General features: G+C 36.5%; 17 protein-coding genes. 11 read left to right on the forward strand and 6 right to left on the reverse strand.

The genetic code is table 11. The features are described from left to right. Nucleotides 1–3 precede the first annotated feature (3 nt). Entirely contained in the window at nt 4–1,080 is a 1,077-nt protein-coding gene (locus XM47_RS01905) for a type 1 periplasmic-binding domain-containing protein (protein WP_048688772.1), read from the forward strand. A 141-nt stretch (nt 1,081–1,221) separates the two neighbouring features. Further along, nucleotides 1,222–3,276, forward strand: a complete 2,055-nt coding sequence (locus XM47_RS01910) for a methyl-accepting chemotaxis protein (RefSeq protein WP_048688774.1) — start codon at nt 1,222–1,224, stop codon at nt 3,274–3,276. A 116-nt stretch (nt 3,277–3,392) separates the two neighbouring features. Here the strand turns inward: XM47_RS01910 and XM47_RS01915 are convergent, their stop codons facing one another. Both XM47_RS01915 and XM47_RS01920 read right to left on the reverse strand, forming a co-directional pair. Next, the gene (locus XM47_RS01915) at nt 3,393–5,783 is read right to left on the reverse strand and encodes a PilZ domain-containing protein (RefSeq protein ID WP_048688777.1); all 2,391 of its coding nucleotides are present in this window, start codon (nt 5,781–5,783) and stop codon (nt 3,393–3,395) included. 402 nt (nt 5,784–6,185) lie between these two features. After that, nucleotides 6,186–6,410, reverse strand: coding sequence for a hypothetical protein (locus tag XM47_RS01920; RefSeq protein ID WP_048688780.1), 225 nt, complete (start codon nt 6,408–6,410; stop codon nt 6,186–6,188). A 169-nt stretch (nt 6,411–6,579) separates the two neighbouring features. Here XM47_RS01920 and XM47_RS01925 point away from each other — a divergent pair, with 169 nt between their 5' ends. Further along, nucleotides 6,580–7,467 (forward strand): aspartoacylase, encoded by an 888-nt coding sequence (locus tag XM47_RS01925; protein WP_048688783.1) that lies wholly within the window; start codon nt 6,580–6,582, stop codon nt 7,465–7,467. A 31-nt stretch (nt 7,468–7,498) separates the two neighbouring features. On the opposite strand, the gene XM47_RS01930 is transcribed toward XM47_RS01925, so the two are convergent. Together XM47_RS01930 and pdsO are read right to left on the reverse strand one after the other, a co-directional pair. Next, nucleotides 7,499–8,155: an RluA family pseudouridine synthase gene (locus XM47_RS01930; RefSeq protein ID WP_048688784.1), complete on the reverse strand. Its 657-nt coding sequence runs from the start codon at nt 8,153–8,155 to the stop codon at nt 7,499–7,501. A gap of 160 nt (nt 8,156–8,315) precedes the next feature. Then, nucleotides 8,316–9,074, reverse strand: a complete 759-nt coding sequence (gene pdsO, locus XM47_RS01935; RefSeq protein ID WP_048688787.1) for a sortase-associated OmpA-like protein PdsO — start codon at nt 9,072–9,074, stop codon at nt 8,316–8,318. A gap of 195 nt (nt 9,075–9,269) precedes the next feature. On the opposite strand from pdsO, the gene pdsR reads away from it, so the two are divergent. The 3 genes from pdsR (at nt 9,270) to XM47_RS01950 (ending at nt 14,584) form a co-directional block, all read left to right on the forward strand. After that, complete coding sequence (pdsR, locus tag XM47_RS01940) at nt 9,270–9,965, forward strand: proteobacterial dedicated sortase system response regulator (protein WP_048688790.1); 696 nt, start codon at nt 9,270–9,272, stop codon at nt 9,963–9,965. Beyond that, on the forward strand, nt 9,947–12,109 hold the full coding sequence (gene pdsS / locus XM47_RS01945; RefSeq protein WP_048688792.1) for a proteobacterial dedicated sortase system histidine kinase: 2,163 nt from the start codon (nt 9,947–9,949) through the stop codon (nt 12,107–12,109). The genes pdsR and pdsS overlap by 19 nt, the downstream gene beginning before the upstream one ends. Before the next feature lie 81 nt (nt 12,110–12,190). Continuing rightward, entirely contained in the window at nt 12,191–14,584 is a 2,394-nt protein-coding gene (locus XM47_RS01950; protein ID WP_048688798.1) for a PilZ domain-containing protein, read from the forward strand. Between the two features lie 93 nt (nt 14,585–14,677). On the opposite strand, the gene XM47_RS01955 is transcribed toward XM47_RS01950, so the two are convergent. Together XM47_RS01955 and XM47_RS01960 are read right to left on the reverse strand one after the other, a co-directional pair. Next, a complete protein-coding gene (locus XM47_RS01955; protein WP_048689217.1) occupies nt 14,678–16,123 on the reverse strand; it encodes a BNR-4 repeat-containing protein in 1,446 nt (481 codons plus the stop codon). 231 nt (nt 16,124–16,354) lie between these two features. Beyond that, nucleotides 16,355–17,560: a right-handed parallel beta-helix repeat-containing protein gene (locus tag XM47_RS01960; protein ID WP_048688801.1), complete on the reverse strand. Its 1,206-nt coding sequence runs from the start codon at nt 17,558–17,560 to the stop codon at nt 16,355–16,357. A gap of 269 nt (nt 17,561–17,829) precedes the next feature. Between XM47_RS01960 and rhaM the strand changes: the two genes are divergently transcribed. The 5 genes from rhaM to XM47_RS01985 all read left to right on the forward strand — a co-directional run bounded on the left by rhaM (nt 17,830) and on the right by XM47_RS01985 (nt 25,661). Next, nucleotides 17,830–18,144, forward strand: a complete 315-nt coding sequence (rhaM, locus tag XM47_RS01965) for an L-rhamnose mutarotase (protein ID WP_048688803.1) — start codon at nt 17,830–17,832, stop codon at nt 18,142–18,144. A gap of 537 nt (nt 18,145–18,681) precedes the next feature. After that, on the forward strand, nt 18,682–20,097 hold the full coding sequence (locus XM47_RS01970; RefSeq protein WP_048688806.1) for a sulfatase-like hydrolase/transferase: 1,416 nt from the start codon (nt 18,682–18,684) through the stop codon (nt 20,095–20,097). A gap of 231 nt (nt 20,098–20,328) precedes the next feature. Beyond that, nucleotides 20,329–21,564, forward strand: coding sequence for a glycoside hydrolase family 88/105 protein (locus XM47_RS01975; RefSeq protein ID WP_048688810.1), 1,236 nt, complete (start codon nt 20,329–20,331; stop codon nt 21,562–21,564). An 18-nt stretch (nt 21,565–21,582) separates the two neighbouring features. Beyond that, nucleotides 21,583–24,363 carry an alpha-L-rhamnosidase gene (locus XM47_RS01980; protein ID WP_048688813.1) on the forward strand — a complete coding sequence of 927 codons (2,781 nt, stop codon included), beginning with the start codon at nt 21,583–21,585 and terminating at the stop codon, nt 24,361–24,363. 419 nt (nt 24,364–24,782) lie between these two features. After that, entirely contained in the window at nt 24,783–25,661 is an 879-nt protein-coding gene (locus tag XM47_RS01985; protein WP_048688816.1) for a hypothetical protein, read from the forward strand. Nucleotides 25,662–25,729: the final 68 nt, after the last annotated feature.

Below are 25,729 nucleotides of genomic sequence, written 5' to 3' on the forward strand. Positions count from 1 at the left end.
AATATGAAATATTTTCTCATTTTATTATTTATAACCCCTATTTATGTTTTAGCTAAACCGCTAAATGTTTGGTATTTGTCTGCCGGTAGTACAGGGTATTGGGGTAAAACATTAATTCCTATGCCAGGTGTCGCTAAACAGCTAGATATAAATTTATCTATATTTACCAATAATGAATACCAACAGGACTATCATAGAAACCTAGAAACTCTGCTGACTAAGTATGAGAAACCTGATTGGATAATCTGGACTCAACGTCGGATTAAACCTACATTAATTTTAGACACTTTAGAAAAGCATAAGATTAATTCTATTGATGTGACATCTGGTTTTAAAGACTTTCAACTTAATGAAGTCGGACATCCGCAGCAACGCTACAAGCATTGGAAAGCTCAAGTTTTAACGGATGAATTTGATGGTGGTAAGCGGGTGGCTGTGGAATTGATGAAGTTAGTTAAATCAGAGCGCTCAATTCAAGATGTAAAACTCGCGGCAATAGCTGGTACACGTACTACTGATGCGGCAGTGAAAACTGTTAATGGTTTAACTTCAGAGTTTCAAGTGATACGAAAAGAGCGATTATTACAAATTGTGTTTGCAACTTGGAATAGAAATACTGCTAATCGATTAACTGAAAAATTATACAAACGTTATCCAAGGATTGACGCTTTCTGGTCCGCTAGCCCATTGATCGCTTTAGGTGTAAATGATCATTTGGACACTATGAATTTTAGCGATAAGGAACGCCCTTTTGTCGGTAATGTGGGTTGGGCAGATGAATCCGCCAAAGCAATTGAAGAAGGTAAAATTGCTTTTAGCTTAATAGGTAATAATCTAAACCCTGTTTGGGCGCTGATATTAATCAAAGATATGTCACAAGGGATTCAGATTCCAGCTCCACATCGAAATAATAAATTTAGTCTGCCATACTTACTGGTTAACAAAGCTAATCTAGAAAAAATAAAACCCTTGATGGCAAAAGAATTTTGGTACACAGCTAATATTAAGCAGTACTCAAGATTTTATAACTCAGAGTTAAAAACATATAACTTTGATCCAGCTTTGCTGATAGCGGATTGACTTTAAATTAAGGCTCTGTGCGCTTTAGATATTTTGTTCTTAAAGATCAAAATATGACTATCTTTATTTTATAAAAACAAACTCAATACATTTTGCTTAATTGCCAGCAAATAATATAAAAATTAATTTTATGGTTGGATTATGAATTTTATAAACCAAATAAGTATCAAAACTAGAATTATTATTCTTGTGTTAATTCCGTTAGTTGTCACCCTAGTCCTTGCCTACGAGCGCTATAACAACGCCAGTGATGAAGTCAAAAACATACAAGAACTAGAAATATTACAACAATATATTAGTCATGTTTCGCCACTGATAACTGCGTTGCAGCAAGAAAGGTTATATTCGAAGTTATATATGGGGCCCGGAAAACCAGATGATCCCATTGGCATGGAATATAAGCCGCAGGTCTTGAATAGCCGAGGCCCTGTCGATAAAGCTTTAGTGAGTTATAAAAATTTTATTGCAGATAAAGAAAAAATAGAACGATTTCCAACTCTTTCTAAAGACATTGAGCTTGTGACAAATGTGATAGATAGATTGGAATTATGTCGTTCGCTAGTTGACCAAAGACTAAAGAATGCCCTTGATCCTGAAAGCGATAATGGGAGTAAATTTTGGACTTACGCCTATCTTAATAATTTAATTGCAAGGTTAAATAACAGCACTAATCAAGTCGTGCTTTTGGCGAGCAGTAATAAAGAGTTATCTTTATTAGCTAACTCATATCAAAATGCAATTTTTGCTCAAGATGTTGTTATGAAACAGATATTAGCGATTTATGCTGCGATAACTCGAGGTATGGTGAATAACACTTTTGGCGATATAATGCAGTATCGCACAATGGAACAAGCTTTTATTGCCAATTTAAATAATTTTTCTTCACCTGAATCTAAAGGTTTCATCAAAGATAACTTACTAACCATAGAGTCTTACAAATTCGCACAAGAAGAATATGCGGCCATTCGAAAACATATCAATAAAAGAATGGATAAGCTTTACCCGCTTGATCGAATAGATTGGTTAAAGAAAGGAAAAGACATGAGTGAAGGCTATACCAAGGTCATTACTCATGTGCTAGATAATTTGAGTCATACTAAAGATAAGTTGATGGAAGATGCTCAAACAGCTGTGAACAATACAATTATTTCTTTGGTGGTATTGCTGGTGATACTTGTTTTAGTCTCTTCCAAAATTATTCTTAGTATCAATATGCCGTTAAAACAGTTAATCGATGACTTGACTAAATTAGCCTCGACAAAAGACATGACTATAAGGAATCAAATCAAAGGAAAGAATGAACTGAGTTTAGTAGGTGATGCATTTAATACATTGATTGAAGACTTTGAACAAACTTTGTCTAAAGTTCGGCAGCAAATTCTATCTATGGACAATACAACGAATAGTGTTGCCGATTCTATGAATAAATCTATGAGTTTGATCGAGAACCAAAAAAGTGCCACGGATAATATTTCGGTTGGCATAAATGAAATGACAGCCACTATTTATGAAGTTTCAAAAATGTCGTCTTCTACGTCTGAAACAGTCAGATTAGCCCATGACCTTTCTAAAAACAGTGAAATAGATGCTAAAGCGAGCAAGTTAAGCATGGATGAATTATTTCAAGAGCTAGGAGATACTGGTACTTTGGTCTCAAATTTAAACGAAGAAGCTAGCCGTATTAGCAACATTGTCCAAGTCATCAAAGGGATTTCGGAGCAAACTAATTTACTTGCACTTAATGCTGCTATTGAAGCCGCTAGAGCGGGAGAAATGGGACGAGGTTTCGCTGTAGTAGCCGACGAGGTGAGAGAGCTATCTAAACGGACGCATGACTCAACAGACCAGATTCAATCACAAATTGAAAACTTAATATCGGGTGCAGCCGAGGCATCGGAAAAAATGCAGAAACTTCAAAATAAAGGGCTAGCTGCTTCTGAAAAAGTTAAAAGCAGTACAGATGCTTTTATTACAATTAATAGTGAATTAGATAAAATCTTAGATATGGCAAACCAAATAGCGGTTGCGGCAGACGAGCAAACGAATGTTGCAGACGAAATTAATGAGCGTATCCATAACATAAAAGATGAGTCGGATCAGATGTCAGATCAGGGTAGGGAAACACTTTCTTCTACTCAAATCTTACTTAAAAATGGCTCTGACCTAAAAGATGATATTGAAGTATTCCATTTTTAGCTTTAACCCCCGGGAACAGCTAGATTTAGTTGAACCTTTTCAATTGATCTTTAAAGCTCAAGTTTGAGCTAATAAAAGTTAAGACCTAATGTACCAAGGAGAATTAATTGGCAAGCTTAGTATTTATTAATATCTATTTTTCCAATTAATTGCCAAAACGGCTCGGTATCTATGATTTCAACCATAGCAATTATGTTGTTGGCAAACATAGCAATTTTGTCTGCTTGGTGTTTATTGTATCTAGCTATGTATTTTAGCTCTTCTTCAATTGCCTCTGTGCCATTATTTTTTACTGGCATCATAGCCATGTTTAATACACTCAAACTATTTGTGCTAAGCGCTTTTCTCATAAATTGAAGCTGCATTCTTTCATTTGTGCCTGCTCTAGCTTGTTTGGGCATATCGACTCTATTAGGCAATAAATGAAAAGCAAGTTCATCAAAGGTTACCTGTTTTGAAGTCAAAAATTTCTGAATAGAACGCAGATAAGCCGGAGTTCTTTTTTCATCATGGATTAACTGAAAAATGGAAATTTTATTCCGAATAATTGGGCTTTGTAGATTTTTTAAAAGTTCTATCTCTGGCGCCTTGGTATCCGAAACCAGTAACCGACAAAACTTAAATTGATGCTTTCTATCTTTAAGCATACCTAAAGCACATCCGGGATACAAAGTGACATAAGCAATACATAGTGCTTTTTGTAAAATTAAAAATTTATCATACTGATCATTGATAGACAGTTTTGCCCGGTTATTTTTGATTAAACTCAGCATGAATTGTTTAACTGAGGTTAATTGCTCTGTAACTGCTAACTCTAGATGTAAGGTTAAAGCATTAGGATTTATTCCTACAATTTTATAAAGCGCATTTTGCAGTGCGTTTCGGTCGCCAAATTGACTGAATTTTGGCGCTGTTACCTTAACCGTATCGCCAACCGCGAGTGATGAATAAATTTGATCTAATTTAATACATAAACCATTAACTGATAGGTCAAGTAATTGAGTGTTGATAACTGAATTATTAGCTGCTGTTAACATGATATCGGTTTGATAAAAAAATCTTTGTTCTTTTCTGTCACATTTAGGTTGGATACCAAACTGATTAATACTGTGATTATTTATTTTTAAGCATAAGTAATCGTTCAATTTTGTCAGCTTTGTCTTTTCAATTGTCAGATTTTCGTTAAGCGTTAGCCCTATTTCTTGTTGCTCAAGCGGATATAGACTAATTAATAAGTTTAAATTGAGTAAGGGTGACATAGCTTCATCAGCTGATTTAGCTTCTTTAAACCAATTTAACTTTATTTGCTTAATTTGCTCAGTGGAAAAGCTTTTTAGTCTTATTTGGAAAGTTTGTAATACGCCATTTTTTTGCACAAAGTGGATAAATGCCGCTAATAATTTTTGCTTAATGAGCGTTTCTATTGTCGCAGCAATAAAATGGAATTTACCTTGCTTTTCTATTCTGCCAACGACGAAAGCTGTATTTGTCTCAGGTGAAATATCTGGCCATATCTTATGAATAACGCTATTCAATCGACTCACATTTTTTTCATCCTGAAAAAAATCAAAATATTCATGTGTCGCATTGTTGGTTAACAGGTGACTAATTCTATGTAACTTATTTGCTTTTTGGCTGGCAAAAATAGGTAGCCACAAACTAGTATTAATTAATTTATCTTCTAATAACCTTGATTCAGCTAAGTCACTAGCATTAGTTATATCGACTTTGTAATTAGAGCGGTTGCTGAGGACATATTTATCTAAAAACATCATCCATTCATGGTTAATATCCGTAAGTTGTACACCGACTTTTTGGCTACCATCTCTATCAGGTGTTTTTGCTAAGAAAACGACTTTATAATGGCAAATTGGCTTGTCTGTAAACGCATATTGCTCAGTTAACGCTGAAAAATCGATTGAAATTATCTCGGAATGGGCAATAGCCGCATAAGGTTTTACTCTTAGCAAACATCCGCTGCGGGATATATTTGACGTGACTGCTTCAATGACTTTGCCATTATTTAAAGTTATTTGGACTGGTTTTGCACAGTAGAGTCTTTCTTCTAATCGTCGAGTTGTTCGACCCAGCTCTGTAATGGGGACTTCAAAGCTTTTTATTTTTTGCTCGTACTGATATTGTTTTTCGTATCTTTGGTATGTGTCGCTGTTATTAACCGCTTCAAATACACCTGCCGTGTATTGATTATTGAACCTTTCTATTTCAATTAAAAAAATTCTTTTGGATATGTCGTCAAAAAAGAACCTTTTGCCATTCCAACTAAATTCAAACACTTCATAGTTAGAGTTTCTGGAAACGTCTATGGTGCGATCAAAGGGTTTAAATAGTCTTGCAAGTTCTTGCTTAATCGCAAATTTAGTTTGGGTAGGTAAATTGACAGTCAGTAAATCAAATTCAGATTTAAAAGTATCCTTAGTATAAAAACTAATTAAGTTTTCAACTACTTGCTGAATTTTAATATCTAATTTGGTTGGCTTATTTGGCATTTTTAGCTCTTGTTTTTAGACTCCCCTGTCAAATTAACATATGTCTAACTTTGCACACTTTCAATTATAGTGCAAGCTGCTAGGGTCTGTTGACGTTTGCTGTACACATTTTGTTCTAATTAAACACTTTTTGATCGCGGCGCGAGGTATACAGCATAGTTATTCTATATAAATATGGAGTAATAAAGCGCAAAAAGTGTTTAAGACGAATCCGAAGGACAGATTTTGTTTGAAATTTATACTGCATTATAGCTCATTCAAGTAGCTCACTACATTTCAATCGCTATGCTTTGTCTAAATCTCAAACAAACTGCTGCAAAATTGTACTCAAAACATCAACACACCCTAGACATAGTGCCAAATTTATTATCCAGAATTCAGGTTTATTAGCGCTTTTTGTCTCTAGCTAATTAAACTAAGCGTTTTTGAAAGCGTTAAGCCGTTTGAAGATACTTGACCAGCTAGCTCTGCTGGATTCATTTGACTAAAAGACATGGCGATAGCTTTGGCTTGGTCGGCTGAAATGCTCGGTGTACTGTTTGAATTTGTAGCGCTAGGGTTAGTATTTACTTGAGTATTTTCGTTCTGATAAAAACTAGGGTTGATTGAGTTATTATTAATTTGCATGTTTAGCTCCACAATTTTTTGACGCTATGTTTAATATTTATGAGTACAAGTAGCGGGTTGCAAATAGTGAGCCAAGTGACAATTTGAGATGATATATATCTAAACGTAATTAAAAACTTTCTGTTTATTCTGCTACATTAGGGGTACAAAATAAAAAAGGTCAGTTTGTATGTCGATTAATGAAGTTGCAATTGTTTGTGGTACGCATGGTAATGAAATAACGGGTTATTATTTAATGCAAAAGTGGCATCAAGACAGTTCAATTATTGAGCGTGATAGCTTTAATGTTAAAACTTTGCATGGTAACCCAAGCGCTTATGAGCTTAATCGACGATATGTGGATAACGATTTAAACCGAAGATTTAAAACGGCTGATTTAAACAACCCCAAATTAGCAAGTTATGAAGAGAATCGAGCTAAAGTTATTAATCAACTTTTAGGGCCAAAAGAAAATCCGAAAACCGACCTCGTTATCGATTTACACACGACTACCAGTAACATGGGGCCCACCATGTTAATGCCGCAGCGTGGAGACTTCTATAATTCGCTAGCGGCTTACGTTAAAACTAAAATGCCAGAAGTGACCATCTTTTGTGATGAAGATCATAAAGACAGAAACGATCATCATTTGGTTTGTACGGTTGGTAAATATGGTGTGATTGTTGAGGTTGGGCCTGTGCCACAGTCAGTATTAAGGCATGATGTGTTTGAGCAGAGTGAGCAACTAACTCAAACAATTTTAGATTTTGCTGATTTATACAATCGCGATGCCTTACCTGAATTACCGAAAACTATTGAAGCATTTCGTTTTCTAAAAAGCTTAACTTTACCTGTGAACGAAGCAGGGGAGAGAATCGGAATGTTACATAAAAATGTACAAGATTCTGATTTTACAGCACTAAACCCAGGTGACCCATTATTTATGACTTTTGACGGTGAAGTGATTAATTATCAAGGTGATAAAACAGTTTACACTGCATTTGTGAATGAAGCGGCTTATTACGATAATAATTTAGCAACTTCATTAATGGAAAAGATAGAATTAAAGCTAGGTTAACATTAACCCAAGGTAAGAAATTAGCTAATTCTTATTCAAAATTGGCAGGGCAATAGTAACTCACCTGCTTATTGGTAGTTGGGTGAGTAAAACTTAGCGACATTGCATGTAAGCAAAGTCGACTTCGCATATTTAATACTCTGTCATTGGCATAAAAATTATCGCCTAAGATAGTGTGACCGATAGATAATAGATGAACTCTGAGTTGATGTGTTCGTCCTGTTACCGGTTTTAACTCTATCAGTGAAGATGTAGATGAGGTTTGCAGCACTCTATAATGCGTTACTGCTTCTTTACCAAACTCTTGATCTACCTTTTGTAAGGGAACATTCTGTTTATCTGCTATTAAAGCTAACTTTATACTGCCTTCTAATTGTTTAGGTGTACCATCTACTTCGGCTAGGTAAACTTTACGGGTTTGCCTTGCTTCAAATTGTTTTTTTAAGTGACTCTCTGCTTGCTTATTTTTTGCAAAAACCATCACCCCAGACGTTTCACAATCTAATCTATGAACTAATATTGCTTGGCCAAATTCCTGTTGTAATCGACTTACTGCGCAGTCTTTGGTTTCTGGCGCTATACCAGGGTTCGACAGTAATCCAGAAGGTTTATTGATGACGATGATATCGTCATCTTGATGGAGTATCTGAATTGGGCTGAGAGGCGGGTGGTAGTTAAATTTTTTCACAAATATATAGGCTTAATGAGCAGGTTAAAATCATTGTATCAAGTTATCGGACTCGACTAAAACCTAATTTGGAACCAAGCCTAATATGCGGTGCAGTTAATCAAGGTACCTAATCTGCTAGGTACCTTGAATGCATCCTTTGTATCTCGGGCACTAGCTTCTAATTTTTAACTAACTGTTGATGATGTTTAGAAAGAGAAACTGTGACCCGACGTTGAAAAAAATTGCTTTCCAAATCATCGCTCACTTGTGACATTTCACCATAAGATTGTATTTTAATCCGTTTTTCAGCTATACCTAAATCGGTCAGCAATTTGCCTACCGCTAGAGTTCTCTCATGCGATAATTGTTGGTTGTATTTAGCACCACCTCTTTGATCTGAATAGCCAGCTAAATCTACTTTCAAGTCGGGTATCGCATGCAAAAGCCTACTGATACCGACGAGTTGCTGGCGATATTCAGTATTTATGTCTTTTGAGCCTGTTTTAAATTGAATTTGAAAGTCGAGACTTTTACCATTTGAAAACGGTGCTTCGAGCAAGTCGATTTGTTGTGAGACTTGTCTTAATTCAATTTGTTGTTGTCTTTGCTGCTTGTTTAATGAATCACTTAAATTTTTATTATCCAGCTGTAAACTTAAAATTTGGTTTGACTGGTATTTGTTATTATTCGTTAGCAATTCTATAGTGTCTTGATTGCGCTCACTGGTGCCAATTAAGCCACCAAATAATGCGCCAACAATTGCACCGGCAGGGCCTGCTACCACAGCGCCAACCCCCGCTCCCGATGCTAAGCCTACATTTTGTGGGTCTTCAAATTTCTGTTCCAGTTTTTCTAAAAAGCTGGTTTCGGCACTTACTTGGGTGTTAATACTTGTTACTAATAAAGTCGCTAAAACTGTTTTTGAAATAATTTTCATTTTATTCACCTTAATGTTGTTTGGTTGAAACTATTAAAGCGAAACAATTTGGCTATTTGCGGGTTGAATAATGGCAATTCAAAACTCAATTGTGGCAGAAATCTAGCAATTTACCTTGTGAGCTTGTTTGGCAAATTTTGTCGGGTATATTGTTAGTTAAGTTAATAAGTTATGTATTTTGAAAGTGAACAATGTATGAATAGACATATTGCGATAATCGAAGATGAAGTTGCCATTCGTGAAAACTATACGGATGTGTTTAAAAGACAAGGTTATCGTGTCGATGCTTATTCTAATCGTCCGCTAGCTGAGATCGGCCTAGCAAAAAATTTACCTCAACTCGCCATAATTGATATAGGTTTAGAAGACGAATATGACGGTGGTTTAACCCTTTGCCAATGGTTAAGACAGCTGTCGCCAGAAATCGCAATTATCTTTTTAACGGCAAGAGATTCAGATATTGATATTGTGACTGGTCTAAGGTTAGGCGCGGACGATTACTTGAGTAAAACGATTAGTTTACCTCACTTATCAGCTCGAATTGCGGCACTATTCAGACGGTTAGAAGCCAATCAGCAACCAGATCATAAGCAGCAAGTTATTAATTTAAATGAACTTCAAATCGATTTGAATCGAATGTTAGTCACATGGCAGCAGCAAATGGTGGAAATCACGGTTACTGAATTTTGGATGTTACATTGTTTAGTACAGAACCCTGGTCATGTGAAAAGTCGTGATGCATTAATGGAAGATTCTAATATGGTGGTAGATGATGCCACTATCACATCTCATATCAAAAGAATCCGTAAAAAATTTCAGCAAATAGACGCAAATTTTAATCAGATAGAAACCGTATACGGTATGGGTTACAGATGGAAAGCCCAAGCATAATGGCAAAGGTTAGATTATCTATTCGGCTAAAACTGTTGGCACTTAGTTTATTTTTAATGAGTGTACCTTGGTTGGGTTACCAATACGTTTGGGAAATGGAATCCTTTTTGCGATTAGGCCAAGAGAAAACGTTAGTTGGCACGGCAAAAGCTGTCGCAACTGCTCTACATGAAAGACCCTTACTGTTTGATCAACATGCAAGCTATCAACAAAGGGTAGAGCAAGGCAAAGACTTATACGCATATCCAGCTAATGGCCCAATACGGTTGGATGGTAAATTATCGGACTGGCTCAATTTTCAACAAAGGGCTGTATTTTATGATGCTAGTTATAAACTTGAAAAATTTGAGGTTAGATCGAATAGTGATTTAAGTTTTGAACACAGCGTCAATCAATTTCAAGATTTTTTATATTTGTCGTTTAAAGTGACAGATGACGCAGTGATTTTTAGGAATCATCAAAGCCTATCGATTGATAAAAATGATTACTTAGAAATTGCGATTAAAACTAAAGATGATGCATTAAAACGCTATATCTTCGCTGCGACTAAGACCGGGTGGGTCAATGGTTATGAAGTCGATTCTAATAACCGAGCCGGTACACCGGAAAAGCGGATACAAGGTTATTGGTTAGTTACCCCAACAGGCTATAACTTAGAACTTAGGTTACCCATAGAGTGGGTAGGCGCGAAAGTCGGTTTTGCAATTTATGACACGGATCATCATGCTTCGCTGCCGGATTATGCGATTGGAACTGCAGATACACGCTTAGTAGATAACTTAGGTACAGTGTTAGTACCTTCGCCGGAAATAGATGCCATTATTAAAGCGCTTAGTTATTCAAATTCGAGAATATGGGTGGTTGATAAACATGGCAGAATGCTAGCGAAAGCAGGGGAGCTTATCTCAGTAATACCGGATAACTCAGTGATAAAAATTGATCTGTTTGAAAGCCCATTTAAATGGCTAACGACTCAGGTCTTAAAGCCTTTGTATTATCAGATATTAACCAAACCACCAAGCGCATTTGTTGATCAATTAAAAGACTCATTTTTTATTAAAAACAAAGTACTAGATATAGCGCTACAAGGTCAGTCTGGTACTCAATGGCAACTTACCCCTGACAATAAAGCAGTCATTTTATCTGCATCTCATCCCATTTTTATTGACGGTGAAGTCTTAGGCGCTGTGATTGTTGAAGAAACGACCAATGGTATTCGTACTTTAAGAAATCAAGCACTAGAAAGCTTGTTTAACCAAATGCTGCTAATTTTATCTATAGGCACTTTGGTATTTGCTTTGTTCGCGAGCAGAATTTCTAGTCGTATCACGACACTTAAGAAGCAACTTGAATCAGCAGTAGATGAACAAGGTAAAATACTTAATAGTGTTGAACCTAGTACAACCAATGATGAAATAGGGGACTTGTCTCATAGTTTTAACCGCTTAATTAGCAGGCTAAGTCAATATAATCGATATTTAGAAGGTATGTCTTCTCGTATATCCCATGAGTTTAAAACCCCAGTCGCTATTATTCGATCGTCACTTGAGAACCTTAAAAATGAGCAAGATAGAGGTGAGCAAAATGTTTACTTTAGCCGAGCTATGGATGGTGTACATCGACTTGATTTTATGATGAATGCTATGTCTGAGGCAACACGCGTAGAACAAACGGTAAATACGGATGATAAAGAAGAGTTCGATCTTGCTGAAGTTGTCAGTGGCTGCGTCTCTGGTCATCGCATTGCATTTAATCAGGTGGAATTTGTTTGTCATGTTGAAACCGCTGAATACCCAATTTTTGGTAATCCAGATTTAATTGTACAAATGCTAGAAAAGCTACTTTCGAATGCGATTGACTTTAGCGATGAAGCTAAAAAAGTAGAAGTTAGCTTAGCTAAAAAACAAACCAAATTTGAATTAAAAGTATCTAATATTGGGACAGAGTTACCTCAAGTGATGCAAGAAGACTTGTTTGATTCTATGGTTTCCATTCGACATACTGATTCTGCAAAACCACATTTGGGTTTAGGTTTGTATATAGCGAGATTAATTGCTCAATACCATAAAGCGCATATATCAATAAAAAATCGAAACGATGGATATAAAGGGGTCTGTGTCACTTGTTTATTCGAGGGTGATTAAGTGGAATTTCTTTTGGGATTTCGCTTGAAGCTATTGCTGAGCATTCTATACTGAAAACAGTGATATAGGGACTCTGATACTGTGGACTTTGTAGAAAATTTAGATACTTTAGTTAAAGTTTTAACCCCGTTGAGGTTTGATCCTGCTTTTAATCAAATCTTTTCGGATAAAACTCAACCTTTGTCGAACTCTGAAAAATTTCTACTTAAGATGGAAGTTAATCGACTCTGTAAACCTTGTCGTCGTTCGATTGACTTGAGATCTTACTCAAAGGATTGTGAGTTGTTTGAGTTTGAAGGTATTAAGCATTACCTTCCGGAAAGTGCACAATCTGCATTTACCCAATTAACTTCTGCCTTCAATCATCAATATACTTTTTACGTCTACGAACAGCTATTAGCCAGTTATAAGATCAAACCTAAACAGGCGGAGTTTGATACTAAATCACAGCGATCTGAAGTTGAAAAAACATTACATTCTCATGTTGAATTTGGTCAGCGGGTGGTTCGATGTGAAGAGAGGATGAACTATGTCACACCGGTCGAAATCTTCGCGGACAATCTCAGCTTGTCTGGAAAGACAAGCGATATTTCTATTACAGGGATTAAAGTTAAATTACTAGGAAAATCTAATTTACAAAAGTTACAAAAAATTAAAGTGCGATTCGCGCGTTGGCAGGAGAAATTTGATAGACCACAAGATTGTATAGCTGAATATCAAGTCTGTTGGCTTGATCAGACTACACATGGAGATAGCCTTGGTTTAGTGATTGTTGAAGAAAGTAAATCAGAACTGACGGAGTTTATTAAAAAGTATATACGTAGTTACAAACGAAAGTATAGGTTAGATGTTTCTAATACATTGCATTCGGTTAGAAATATATTGTTTGAACAATTATATTTTTACGGTTGTGAGTCTATTCCTCTCTTTTTGCAATACGACGGTTTTGATGATTTACATATACCTTATTTGTTATCTCAATCAGCCAATCAAACGGCTATCTCGTATTGGAAAGATGAGAATAATATCTGTCAGCTTAGGCAATTATTTAAGCCTAGCCGAGTAAAAGAAATGCTGACGCAATTAACGCCAGTAAAGCATGAATACGTATTTTGTTTTACTTTTAAACAGAACGGTAAAAAATACTTTTTCAGTGCAACTCAAAATGAACTCGAAGATAGGCAATTATTAGAACAATTTTGGACTTATGGTGCACAAAATAAAGGGTGGCGGGTATTTAAAATTCAGCTCCATCAAGCTGATATTTCTAGTGCCTGGCGTCCAGTAGCTATACCAGATTCAGCTGGTAGCGAAATTAAGACTCGAAACTTGCCACTTAATCATAAAATCAAAGCCTGTGTTGAATCTTGCTCGCATTTTGCCCTATTGATCGACGTGACTAATGAATCTGCAAAAAACAGTTATGCAAAACATAAAGTGGATGCTAAATCATTGACTGAGTTAATCGCATTTAAACTGGATAAATTAGAAGATACTCAAACTAGAATCATTCGATATGAAGCCTTAGGCAAGCGCAGGGAAGTCAGAATAGCTTTTAAAACGAACGTTAAATTAACCGTAAACGATATAGTGTGCGAAGCGATTACAGTCAATATATCAGTACATGGCTTGCAGTTAAAATTAAAAACTGAAGTGAACATACAAGAAGGGCAAGTATTACTCCTTGATTTACCAGACTTAAACTATGGTGAAATCTACGGTTTAAAATCACTTAAATATCAAGCTGTGATTGTAAAACCTGAGCATAAAGTACTCAGTTTAAAAGCGGTAGGTGCCGACAACCTTGGTGTGAAAGTATTTAAAAATGTTTTAAGCAAGCATAATGCTGAGCAACAAGGTTTAGAAAAAGCGATTGATGGGCTAGAGCTCGCTTTTAGGAATCTATTTATTTATTCCACCTCTCAATCATGTTGCTTTGTCAGTTTTAACGATAAACAAACTTATTGCCAATTAGTTGAATCCTCGACGCCGACACGACTCAATGCCCTGATTGAAAGATTTAAAGGCCATAGCCAAAATTCGCTTGAGCAAATATTGATAAGTCATTTGCGCAGGTTAGATTCTGTATCGTCAAATTTAAAAGATGAATTGGTTTTGTACTGCGATAAAGGCAGTGTTAAACCTATTGCTTGGTTAAGTGGTTTAAATAGTGAAAATATCCGCTTAGAGACGATTAAACCTTTACTTAACACTGGCGCAGTTTGGGTGATCCAGTTTAACGCGTTTCAACTGTCCGAAGCCGACTATAAAACAGTAGAATTAGAACTGAGTTATTTGTCTGTTTATCATCCAGCAGCAGAAGTAAAGCTTAAACAATACCTGGAAGGCTTCAATTTGGCATTTACTCTAGTCGATATCACTAAAGAAGTTTTGCTTAGATATAGAATGAATTCGGAGCATATTGCAGCCAATCATCAAAAGCAAAATGAGTTTGTATTTGATGTTATTGACTAGCTCTGTTGAGTTCTATTTAGACAATCTAACTCTTTTTATAATTATTAATCAAAGAGTTAGATTGCATTTTAGACTATTTTACATCTAACTATCTTATTTCAGATGCTTTTTGTCTGTTGGCTTTAATAATAAAGCGTCAGTTTTAGTTCGTTGAATTGGGCCATTGTCACCGACTAGGTAAACTTTACGCCAGTTGGTACCTCGAGGTTTTTCAGCGACTATCATTCTAGCATCTGGGTGTGCATCTTTAATAAGCGCAGTTAAGCCCCAACCTGCTTTTGGACGTCTGAGTAATTCTTTGCCCTTAGTAAAGCTTTCTCCACCGTCTACACTATTGAAATAACTAATCACGCCTTCATTATTTTCTTGGTAGCCTAAGATGAAGCTAACTTCTGTTGGTGATTTAATAATAAAGTCACCACGTGTATCTGTGTTATCAAGTCTCGCTTGCGTATTAACCGGTTTGCCGCCAACCCACTCAGTACCAGTCCAACGGAAGTAACTAGTTTGTTTTGGTCCACCTGTTTTTTTGCCCAGATCTTTACCTATGTTAGTTGCTATGTGAGGATAACCTTTTTCATCTAAGTGAGCTGAACCGTTAAAAGTCCAGTAACCCGATCCACCTGTTCTAGCAACTAGGGTTTTTTCATCCGCAACTTCACGTGTTACAGGCACGTTTAATTTTTCATTATGAATATTGCGCCAAGTATTATTTTTGGTATCGAAAACCATATAGTATGCATCATGACGTTCTGTTGTGTGACCTCGACCGTTCACGCCAGCGCCACCATTCCAGCAAATGTGATAATCATATGAAACGATAATGTCATCGCCTTGGCCTTTACTGACAAATGCATACCAGCTGTCATTGGCTTTTATGTCTTTACGTTTTTTATGTTTTAAGAAAGAAACTGCTGGGCCAAATGTACGCCCGTGGTCTGTTGATTTATGATAAACCCAGTTACTTCTATGCGCACCATGACGATAGAAAATATATATATCGCCATTATCCATTTTAATCGCTTGGTTATAGGTGCCAAAAGGTGGCAATGAATCTAGTTCTTCCCATTCAGTAATATCCCCAGGGCGTTTAGATACTGTATGCTTGTTACCACCGAAATGCACATCACCTAATGGATTTTTTCCGTGCCTTGCATCACCACCATGACCACCAAAAAATATGTGGATATAGCCTAAATCATCAATCAACATGGTTGGTTTACCATGGTTATCAATTTTTTTCTTGCGAGTTGGATCTTTACCTAATTCGCTGACACCTGCTTTGAAAGGGCCTTTCCACTCTTTTGTTTCATGGTTGTAAGATGCGACATAAGGGTCTTCTAAAGGCCCTTGATAAGAAACATAAGTAATACCATCTTGGTGAATGCCTGCAGGATGTTGAACTACAGCTAAAGGATTACCTAGGGCATTATCTGCAAAAAAATCAGCTTTCTCTACTTTTGAATCAAGTTGGGTACTTGAGCAACCTGCTAATAACGAACCAATTGAGATGGCTGAAATAAGCGAAAGTCTAGTCATTAAATTTTTCATTATTAAAACTCTATTAATCAAATGATGTCATATCCAGTCAATTGTAGCACATGATATGTTTGTTATTAGTAATTGTTAAAAAATTATTTTAACTGTTGCGGTTAATTTAATATTGCTAACTTGGCAGAAAATTTGTTGAGGTTTTGATTGAGGAAATTTAGCTGTGTGGGTTTCTAGCCCTCATTGCTGAGGGCCTGATACAGCTAAACTTAATAGTTATTAAAAGCGCATTACCCACTTATCTAATTTAGAAAACGTATTATTTGTAATCGTGTCTCCTGTCGTTGCGCGGCCATCTTCATCTCGCGTAACGACACCATAAGTTGTGGTTGAACCTTCACGGCTGCCAGTGATCCCTAATATTGTATTATCCCTAATATAATTTGTACCTTGCACGCCGTTTAGCGAAATACCTTCATAGTGTTTGCCATACTTGTTTCTAGGGGTTGATTCGCCAGCAACTATATCTCCTAAGTTAGTTATTTCGTTGTTTTCTATTGTTACGTTATTAGCTCTTTCTACACTAATTGGTCTTGTGCTCGATTCAACTGTGTTACCTGAGATGGTTACATTAGTTGAAGTCCAACCAGAGTAAACGCGCTTAATGCTTAAGCCCACAACGGCATCTATGATTTGATTATTTAACATTTTGATGTTGTCAGCACCACGCTTACTAGTAATGCCATCATAAACTCTTTCTATATAATTGTTCGATAAAGTGAAGTGGTCGCCATAAACACCGTTATCACCGCCAGCTGATACATAGATAGCGGCATCTCGGATACCATAAAACGAATTGTTTTTAATGGTCGCTTTAAGCGCGCCTGTCATTAATATTCCGCTATCACCGCCAGCAAGGTAAAAAGGATCAGATGATGAGTGAGTACCGGTAACCGTAATATTTTCAATTGTCAGCTGGTTTAACTTGCTTGCTCCATTATTTGTGACGCCTCTAATTGAAAGCGCATCTGCTGTGGCTTTTGTGCCTTGTTTTGAAGCTGGCGTTAAACTGGTATAAGGCACAACTGTTGAAACTTTTGCATTTGCTATATTAAAGTCGCCACCATCCCAATGTACATTGGCTAATATACCTGAACTGTTACAACCAGAAGAAAGACTGTCGTGAGAATCTAAACTAAACATGTCGCCATCTAGGCTTGATGTTGCGATGAAAGTTGCACCTGTGGCATCAACAATTAAATCTTTTTTTAAGTAAACCTTAGTGTCTGAACTTATATAGTAGGTGCCGGTTAAGCGTAAGGGAATACCAGTATTGGTTGCTTGCTGAAGGGCATTTTGTAATTTATCTTCGTTGCCATTTGGGTTAATTGGTGTACTGCTGCAGTCAGCTGCGAGTAAGTTTGTCGACACAGCTGTTAAACAAATTGCGCTATAACTAATTAATTTTTGGATTTTATTAAACATTACTACTACCTATTATTATGTATATAAATCTTCCCTAGGCTTGGTTATCAATAGAAATATATTGATTTGTTTTGATCCTAAAATTCTGGTTTGGACCGAATTTGATTGTTATAATATATTGAGTTTACAAAGTTGCAACAATTATTTTAATTTTGTTGCTTTGTTATGTTTTTTGTTGTTTTTATGTTTGGTGCTTGGTTTTAGTCTAAATCAGGCGTTTATTGAACTTAAACCTCATTTTTATTATCGATAAATCCAAAAGGTGGAATATGAATAAGATCGGCTTAACTATGTCAATTTACAAAGACAAAGCGGATGAGTATGAAAAGCGTCATGATGAAATTTGGCCTGAATTAGTAGATGTACTTAAAGCGGCAGGGGTAGAGGATTATTCAATATTCCTAGAAAGTGAAACTGGTAAATTATTTGCCGTTTTAAAATGTGAATCGACTGACAAAGTAGATGAATTGGCTTTAAATGCTGTGGTACAAAAATGGTGGGCATATATGGCTGATATAATGGACACTAATGAAGATAACTCTCCTGTAGCAAAACCGCTAAAACAAGTTTTTCATTTAAATTAACTTCAACTCGGAGTGCCAGCATGCTTTATTGAGGGCACTTTTCTTGGCAACTGCGTTGAATCCGCTAATTTCTTATCCAGAGTAAAGGTTAAATTAGACAATTACTTAGCTTGAATTTTGGTGTAGAACTTATTGGACGTAAGTTGTTATCTAAATTGAAGTTATTTTGCTCGCATTTTTCTAAGGCAGTTACAAATTATAAATTATTGTTAACATGTTAATTTTGATTATAACTGCCATTAATGACAAAATTCTTTTAAATTGATGGATTTTTTGCTTTTTTAATTTTCTTTTCTATTCTTATGAAAAACATTAAGTTGCTGTTTTAACACAAAATTAGTTTTTTTTAGTTCATATCTGGTATTAATATCATCAATCATCTACACTCACAATTAGTCAAAATATGTCTTTTAATTTTGTTCTAATAATGTAATATACGTTAAATTGTAGTTTGAATATGAACTGTAACTAGTGTTTTGCTTGCTCTATATGGGCCAACATCTAGCTAGTAACTATAGTGACCAATGAGGTAAATGAATGAAAATGTTTAAAGGCAAGCGTGGTATTTCTGCTGTATGGGCAGGATTACTATTAACTGCGTCTTTTATTGCAAGTGCTGCGTCATCTGAAAAGCCCAATATTATTTTTATTTTGACGGATGATTTAGGTTTTAATCAAGTCGGGGCATATGGCAATACACCAATCAAAACTCCTAATTTAGACAAAATGGCTGCGAACGGCATTCGTTTTGATCAAGCTTATGCTGGTAACACAGTTTGTTCACCATCTCGTGTTTCGCTATTCACTGGTCGTGATGGTCGTTATATGACTAATAATTCAAATACAGTTGAATTAAGTCATAAAGATATTACCTTGGCTCATATCTTAAAATATGCAGATTATGATACGACTTTAATCGGTAAGTATTCTATTGGTCAACAAATGGGCGTGACTGATCCATTAGCTATGGGTTTTGACACTTGGTTTGGTATGTATTCTATTCTTGAGGGTCATAGACAGTACCCTCAAATCCTGTGGCGTGATGGTCAAAAAATTCGCGTTAAAGAAAATGAAGGTGGCCGAAAAGGTGCATACGCGCAGCGCATTTTCACTGACGAAGCAATTAAGTACATAGAAGAAAAACGTGAAAATCCATTTTTCATGATGTTAACTTATTCATCTCCTCATGCTGAATTAGGCGTACCAAGCGAATTCAGTGACCCATACAAATTTAAAGAAAAGCGTTATTCAGGTATGGAAGGCGGAAACCCTTCTGATAAGTACGCAGCTTATTATCCAGAATCTGTTGATAAGCCGAATGCTGTTTTAGCGGGAATGGTATCAGCACTAGATCATTATATCGGCGAGTTATTAGACACACTTGAGAAGCAAGGCAAGTTAGAAAATACCATTATTTTCTTCACTTCGGATAACGGTCCTCATGATGAAGGTGGTGCTTCACCTGAATTCTTTAAAGCGTCAGCACCTTATAAAGGTCAAAAACGTGATTTATATGACGGTGGTATTCATGTACCTATGATTCTGCAATGGCCAGCTCAAATAAAGAAAGGTCGTGTTGATCAAACACCATGGTTATTTGCTGACGTTTTACCTACTTTTGCAGACATTGCTGGTGTTGACTTAAACATAGTGCCGCGTGTTCATACTAATGGTGTTTCAATCAAAGGTTTACTAAATGATACGCCAGTGAAAATGGCAGAAAGAACGCTTTATTGGGAATTTTCTAAACAGGTTGGAGATCCTAATTCAGGTGTTATCGGTGATACATACCAAGCAGCACGTCGCGGCAAATGGAAAGCGGTTCGATATGGTTTTGATTCATCGGTTGAGCTTTATGACATTACACGTGACCCATCAGAGTCATATAACTTAGCGACAACTCATAAAAACATCGCTAAAGCTTTTTATGAGTTGTTTGAAGAATATAAGTAAATCTAGTTAAAAGCTTAAGCCGGAAAATACTTAAGCTAAATATAGATAAGTACATTTACAAGGAAGCAAGCTAGTTACTGGCGCTTCCTTTTTTCTCAACTGGAGAAAAGTTTAAGACGATAAACAGCAGGTTGATTTATTGGTATCGATAAATGTAGTGAATCTGGTTTGTTCGTTTTTTACTGAGCATTTTGCTAGCGCAAAATAACATTTTAACGTTTAAGGTGTGATATGTTGAAAATTAATTTTAAAAAGTCATTAATTGCGACTGCTACTTCAATTTTATTAATGGGTTGTGGCGGTTCAAATGAGCCTAGCTCAACAAATGTAACTGAAGCTAAAGTTTCAGCAAGTACAGATTCTGTTTCAGCTGCAGGCATTAGAGCTTCAGCTTATGATGTGGCTAACCGCGCTGCTCATTGGCAAATGGCTCAACTCGACAATTTAGAGTACATCCCAGAGTCACATAAAGCTAAATCAGAAAATGCTAAGTTTTGGATCCAAGCCTCTTATTTTATTGGATTAATGCGCTGGATTGACACAGCAAACGATCAAACTTTGTTAAAACAAGTTGAAGCTATTGCTGAAAGAGAAAAATATGAATTGTTGTTAGATCGTCCTTATCACGCTGATGATCACACAATTGGTCAAACGTACATCTGGTTAGCTGAAAAAACTGGCAATAAAGAAGCCTACGCTGCAACGCAAAAATTATTCGATTGGATTTTAGAGAATAAACCTACCGTTGGTTTAGAAATGTTAGATTCAACTGCATCTGGCCACGGAAATGTGCATTTAGAAGGCAACTGTCAAACACGTTGGTGTTGGGCTGATGCTTTATATATGGCACCCCGTACTTGGATTATGTTAAGTAACATCACTGGTGATCCTAAATATTTAGAATATGCTGACCAAGAGTACTGGGCAGCAGCTGATTATTTATTCTCGGACAAATATGGCATGTTCTTCCGTGATAGTCGTTATTTTGACATGAAGAGTGACAATGGTCAGCCTGTGTTCTGGGGCCGTGGTAATGGTTGGGTTTTTGCTGCTTTACCATTAATCATCGAAGCTTTACCAAAAGACCATCCATCACGTGATCGTTATATCGAGTTATACAAAAAGAATGCTGCAGGTTTAGTTAAGTTGCAAACTGAAGAGGGCTACTGGCCTGCGTCTTTACTTGACCCAGATAAAGTAAAAACGCCAGAAATCAGCGGAACTGGATTCATTGCATTCGGCTTAGCTTGGGGCGTTAATAATGGTATTTTAACAGACGAAAATACTAAGCAAGTCGTTGAAAAAGCTTGGGTTGCGATTGAAAAAGCTGTAGAGCCTAATGGTCGAGTAAACTGGGTTCAGCATGTGGGTAAATCACCAGATCCAGTTAAAAAGACCGACTCACAATTATATGGTGTAGGGGCTGTGTTACTTGTGGCTTCAGAAATGACCAAATGGTCTAACTAGACTGGAAAGGGATATTAGATGTTAAGCTTGTTTAATTTTTTCAAATTAAAAAAAAAATTTGGAATTACATTTTTAGTTAGTTGTTTATTAGGTGCTTGTTCTTCAAGCTCTGGGCAACTAGATAATGAAGTTGCACCAGTCGAACTTAAAGTGGGTGAGGGGCAAAACAACCTCATCGGTTATTATGAGTCGGCTCCACGTTTTTCTTGGAAAGTAGATAAACAAGCTTCATCTAAATTTCAATCCGCATATCAAATTCAAGTTTCATCAAATTTTGATGAAACTGCTGAATTTACAGCAGACCTTTGGGATAGTGGCAAAGTTACATCAGCCACTAATGCCTGGGTTCGTTACCAAGGTAAAGAATTAGTTTCTCGACAAAAAGTATATTGGCGAGTAAAAACTTGGGACGAAAGCGACAAAAATTCAAATTGGAGTGAGGTTAATCACTTTGAACTTGGTTTATTAAACCAAGCCCAATGGCAAGGAAAATGGATTAATCATCCTGATACGAGTCTTGACAATAATCCTAGCCAAGCGGTGATAGCGACGCCTCAATATCTAAGAAAAGAATTCAAATCAGATAAATCTGTTCAACAAGCTAGACTCTATATCACGGCTAAAGGCTTGTTTAAGGCGTATATTAATGGCGCTATGATCGCACCTGAAGATGCAATGACACCAGGTTGGACTCCTTATTCTAAAAGAATCGAAACACTCACTTACGATGTCACTGACTTAGTTAATTCAGGCCAAAATGTGCTAGCAGCTAATTTAGCTGGCGGTTGGTATTCAGGCCGAGTCTATAAATTCACTGAAAGAGAGCACAAACTTACACCTCAATTACTCGCTCAACTTGAGATCAGCTATGCTGATGGTACGACTAAACGGATTGTTACTGATGAAACTTGGTTAAGTACCCAGCAGGGACCTATTCGTTTCGCCAGTATTTATGATGGTGAAAAATATGACCAAAACTATGAAATACCTAATTGGCATACTACTAATTTTAATGCCTCAAACTGGACTAGAGTCGATACAGCAAAATTAGATCAAAAGCTGAAGTTAACGCCTAAAAGACATAAACCAATTAGAAATATTCAAGCATTAAAGCCAGTTAGTATTGTTAAGCATACAGGCGATACTGTGATTTTTGATTTTGGTCAAAACATGGTTGGCGTACCTAAAATTAATTTACCTGCAGTAGCGGGCAAACAAATCAAAATAAGATTCGCAGAAGCTTTACATAAAGGTGAATTTTATACTGACAATTATCGTAGTGCGGTTTCAACTAATTATTATTTACCAAGCACAACAGGTGTTATCGAATATCAACCAACATTTACTTACCATGGCTATCGCTACATTGAAATTTCAGGTTTTGACCCAGCGGCACAACCTAGAACAGATTGGGCACAAGCTTTAGTTCAGCACACTGATTTTAAAGTATCGAACAACTTTAAATCATCAGCGCCTAAATTGAATCAACTTGCTTCCAATGTTAAATGGGGCCTCAAAAGTAACTTCTACGATATTCCATTAGATTGTCCACAACGTGATGAACGATTAGGTTGGACGGGTGATGCTCAAGTCTTTGCCAGCTCATCAATGCATGTTGCTGATGTTTACGCATTTTGGGCTGCTTGGTTAGAAAGTGTTCGAGATGACCAAATGACTTCTGGTGGTATCCCACTTTATGTCCCTTTTGTCGATTGGATTAACTGGCCTTCTTCAGGTTGGGGTGACGCAGCAACTATCATTCCGTGGGAGCTTTACATGCTTACGGGTGACTCAGCAATCTTAGCAGACAACTATGAAATGATGCAGGGCTGGGTTAAATACCACCAAAGCCAAAGTAAAGACTATGTATCTTCGATGAAAACATTTGGCGATTGGTTACAACCTTACCCTGACGAGACTGCAAAAAATCCAAATCGTGGTGATACAGATTTTAATTTGATTTCGACAGCCTATTTTGCTCGTTCAGTAGAGCTGACTTTAAAAACCGCTAAGGTTTTAGCTAAAGAGCAAGATATCGAGGCGTTGGAAGCTTTATATCAGAATGTGAAAAAAGCATTCCGGAATAATTTCTTTAATGCTGATTTATCAGTTAAATCTGGACATGCCACACAGACTAGCTATTTGTTGGCGTTAGCTTTTGATTTATTTGATGCCAAAGATAAAAAGAATGCACAGACTCGATTATTAGGTTTAATTAAAGATGCTGATAATCATTTACGTACTGGCTTTTTAGGTACGCCTTTACTAGCGGATGTTTTACAAGAGGCTGGTCGAAGTGACTTGGTGTATGAACTATTATTCAAAGAAAGCTATCCATCTTGGTTTTACTCAATCAATAATGGCGCAACGACCACTTGGGAACGTTGGAACTCTTATTCATTAGAAGACGGTTTTAATCCTCAAGGTATGAACTCTCTAAATCACTACGCCTATGGCAGTATAGCAGAATGGTTCTATCAAGGTATCCTAGGGATTAAACCTTTAACTCCAGGCTTTAGTTCAGTGTTAATTGAGCCTCAAATTGGTACTAAGTTAACAACTGCTTCTGGCTTTTATGATACGCCTCAAGGGCAAATTTATGTGAGCTGGGAAACCAAAGGGAAATTTTTGAAATTAGTTGTAAAGATTCCTAAAAACACACAAGCTCAGTTAGTGCTGCCTAAGCATGAAGCATCATCATTGACTTTAATGGATACCGCTCATACCAAATTTGAACTTGATAATCTCCAAGCTGGGGAATACAAGTTTAGTATGAAACTAACGAGTACAGCTAAATAACGCTGTACTCACTTTTATTAATCTAGTTAACGCTTTTAGTGTGTCATAGACATAAATTTATTCACCTAAACTTGGGAGAAGCAATCGCCAATCCCATTAAGTTATTTGTCTCACTTTGCTTTGTACACGAAGTACTAATATGGAAAAGTTAAGCTCGAAAATGAAATTAAAATTTCAGACTTAGCTTAACGATTCCATTTTGGTCTCAGTTGAAAATCGATGATTAACGTACCAATAATTTTAAGCGCATATATGAAGCTAATAGTAAGAGAAGGTTTCGACACGGTACTGTTTATATTGCTGACGGAAAATTATTTTACTATCTCATGGAAAACGCAGAAGGCAGCGCGCAGCCAATTTATCTGCAAATTATCAATCTTGGTATAAAATAAAGGATATCAATCGAGGGAAGTAAATGAATGGCTAATTATCTGCTGGATAATTATAAAATTATAATCATTGTTTTATCCTTATATACATTTAGCCAGAGTCTGTTAGCCAAAGATATCGCTATCGTTAATATTAGTCGCGATAAAACAGATGATAGGTTTAAATACAACTATCAGGTTCTGGATACGGCACTTAAAATAACACAGCCGGATTTTGGCGAGTACGAGCTTAAGTTAGCTGAACAATACATACCCAAACAACGCCTTATACCGATCATTTCCAAAGGAAAAGTGGTTAATGCCACTATCGCAGTAACGAATGTTGAGTGGGAAGATAATACAATAGCGATTAAAATACCTGTCCGTAGAGGGATTTTAAACTACCGAGTAATTATGACTAATAAGCAGAGTCTCGGGAGCTTCAAAAATATTTCACACATAGATCAGTTGAAGCAATTACGCGTTTGCTTAGATAGACAATCCTCTACTTGGCAAACATTTAACCATCTGGGCTTTAATCTAGTTAATGCCTATAACGACCGTTCTTTATTTACCATGCTAAACAAAAATAGATGTGATTACATTCCTAGAGGAGTTCACGAAGTATTTTTAGAGCTGGAAAATTATAAATCCCTTACTAACTTAGTACTTGAACCAAGCTTATTGCTTTATATACCGGCGCCATTTTATATTTTTGTATCACCTAACACGCCTAAACTTGCTGAACGATTTAAAGTCGGAATGGAACGTATGGCATCACAGGGTATCTTAACGGCTTTGGTTGAAGATAGTGAAGGTGAATACATAAAAAGGGTAAAACAGACGAGTAGGAGCGTGCTGAAGGTGGGTAATCCGTTGTTACCGGATGGTGCGCCATTTAACCGAGCAGAATTATGGTTAAAATGGTAACAGTATTACAACTTCATGTGCCTTAATGTAAACACTGAGCTTGGCTCAATAAACGTTTGATACAAAAA

The organism is Catenovulum maritimum, from assembly GCF_001050375.1.
In the GTDB taxonomy this organism is placed as follows: domain Bacteria; phylum Pseudomonadota; class Gammaproteobacteria; order Enterobacterales; family Alteromonadaceae; genus Catenovulum; species Catenovulum maritimum.

Bases quoted from the DNA above. Each gene is read 5' to 3' on its own strand.
- XM47_RS01905 (WP_048688772.1), top strand. From the start codon at position 4: ATGAAATATTTTCTCATTTTATTATTTATAACCCCTATTTATGTTTTA.
- XM47_RS01910 (WP_048688774.1), top strand. From the start codon at position 1,222: ATGAATTTTATAAACCAAATAAGTATCAAAACTAGAATTATTATTCTT.
- XM47_RS01915 (WP_048688777.1), bottom strand. From the start codon at position 5,783: ATGCCAAATAAGCCAACCAAATTAGATATTAAAATTCAGCAAGTAGTT.
- XM47_RS01920 (WP_048688780.1), bottom strand. From the start codon at position 6,410: ATGCAAATTAATAATAACTCAATCAACCCTAGTTTTTATCAGAACGAA.
- XM47_RS01925 (WP_048688783.1), top strand. From the start codon at position 6,580: ATGTCGATTAATGAAGTTGCAATTGTTTGTGGTACGCATGGTAATGAA.
- pdsO (WP_048688787.1), bottom strand. From the start codon at position 9,074: ATGAAAATTATTTCAAAAACAGTTTTAGCGACTTTATTAGTAACAAGT.
- pdsR (WP_048688790.1), top strand. From the start codon at position 9,270: ATGAATAGACATATTGCGATAATCGAAGATGAAGTTGCCATTCGTGAA.
- pdsS (WP_048688792.1), top strand. From the start codon at position 9,947: ATGGAAAGCCCAAGCATAATGGCAAAGGTTAGATTATCTATTCGGCTA.
- XM47_RS01955 (WP_048689217.1), bottom strand. From the start codon at position 16,123: ATGACTAGACTTTCGCTTATTTCAGCCATCTCAATTGGTTCGTTATTA.
- XM47_RS01960 (WP_048688801.1), bottom strand. From the start codon at position 17,560: ATGTTTAATAAAATCCAAAAATTAATTAGTTATAGCGCAATTTGTTTA.
- rhaM (WP_048688803.1), top strand. From the start codon at position 17,830: ATGAATAAGATCGGCTTAACTATGTCAATTTACAAAGACAAAGCGGAT.
- XM47_RS01970 (WP_048688806.1), top strand. From the start codon at position 18,682: ATGAAAATGTTTAAAGGCAAGCGTGGTATTTCTGCTGTATGGGCAGGA.
- XM47_RS01975 (WP_048688810.1), top strand. From the start codon at position 20,329: ATGTTGAAAATTAATTTTAAAAAGTCATTAATTGCGACTGCTACTTCA.
- XM47_RS01980 (WP_048688813.1), top strand. From the start codon at position 21,583: ATGTTAAGCTTGTTTAATTTTTTCAAATTAAAAAAAAAATTTGGAATT.
- XM47_RS01985 (WP_048688816.1), top strand. From the start codon at position 24,783: ATGGCTAATTATCTGCTGGATAATTATAAAATTATAATCATTGTTTTA.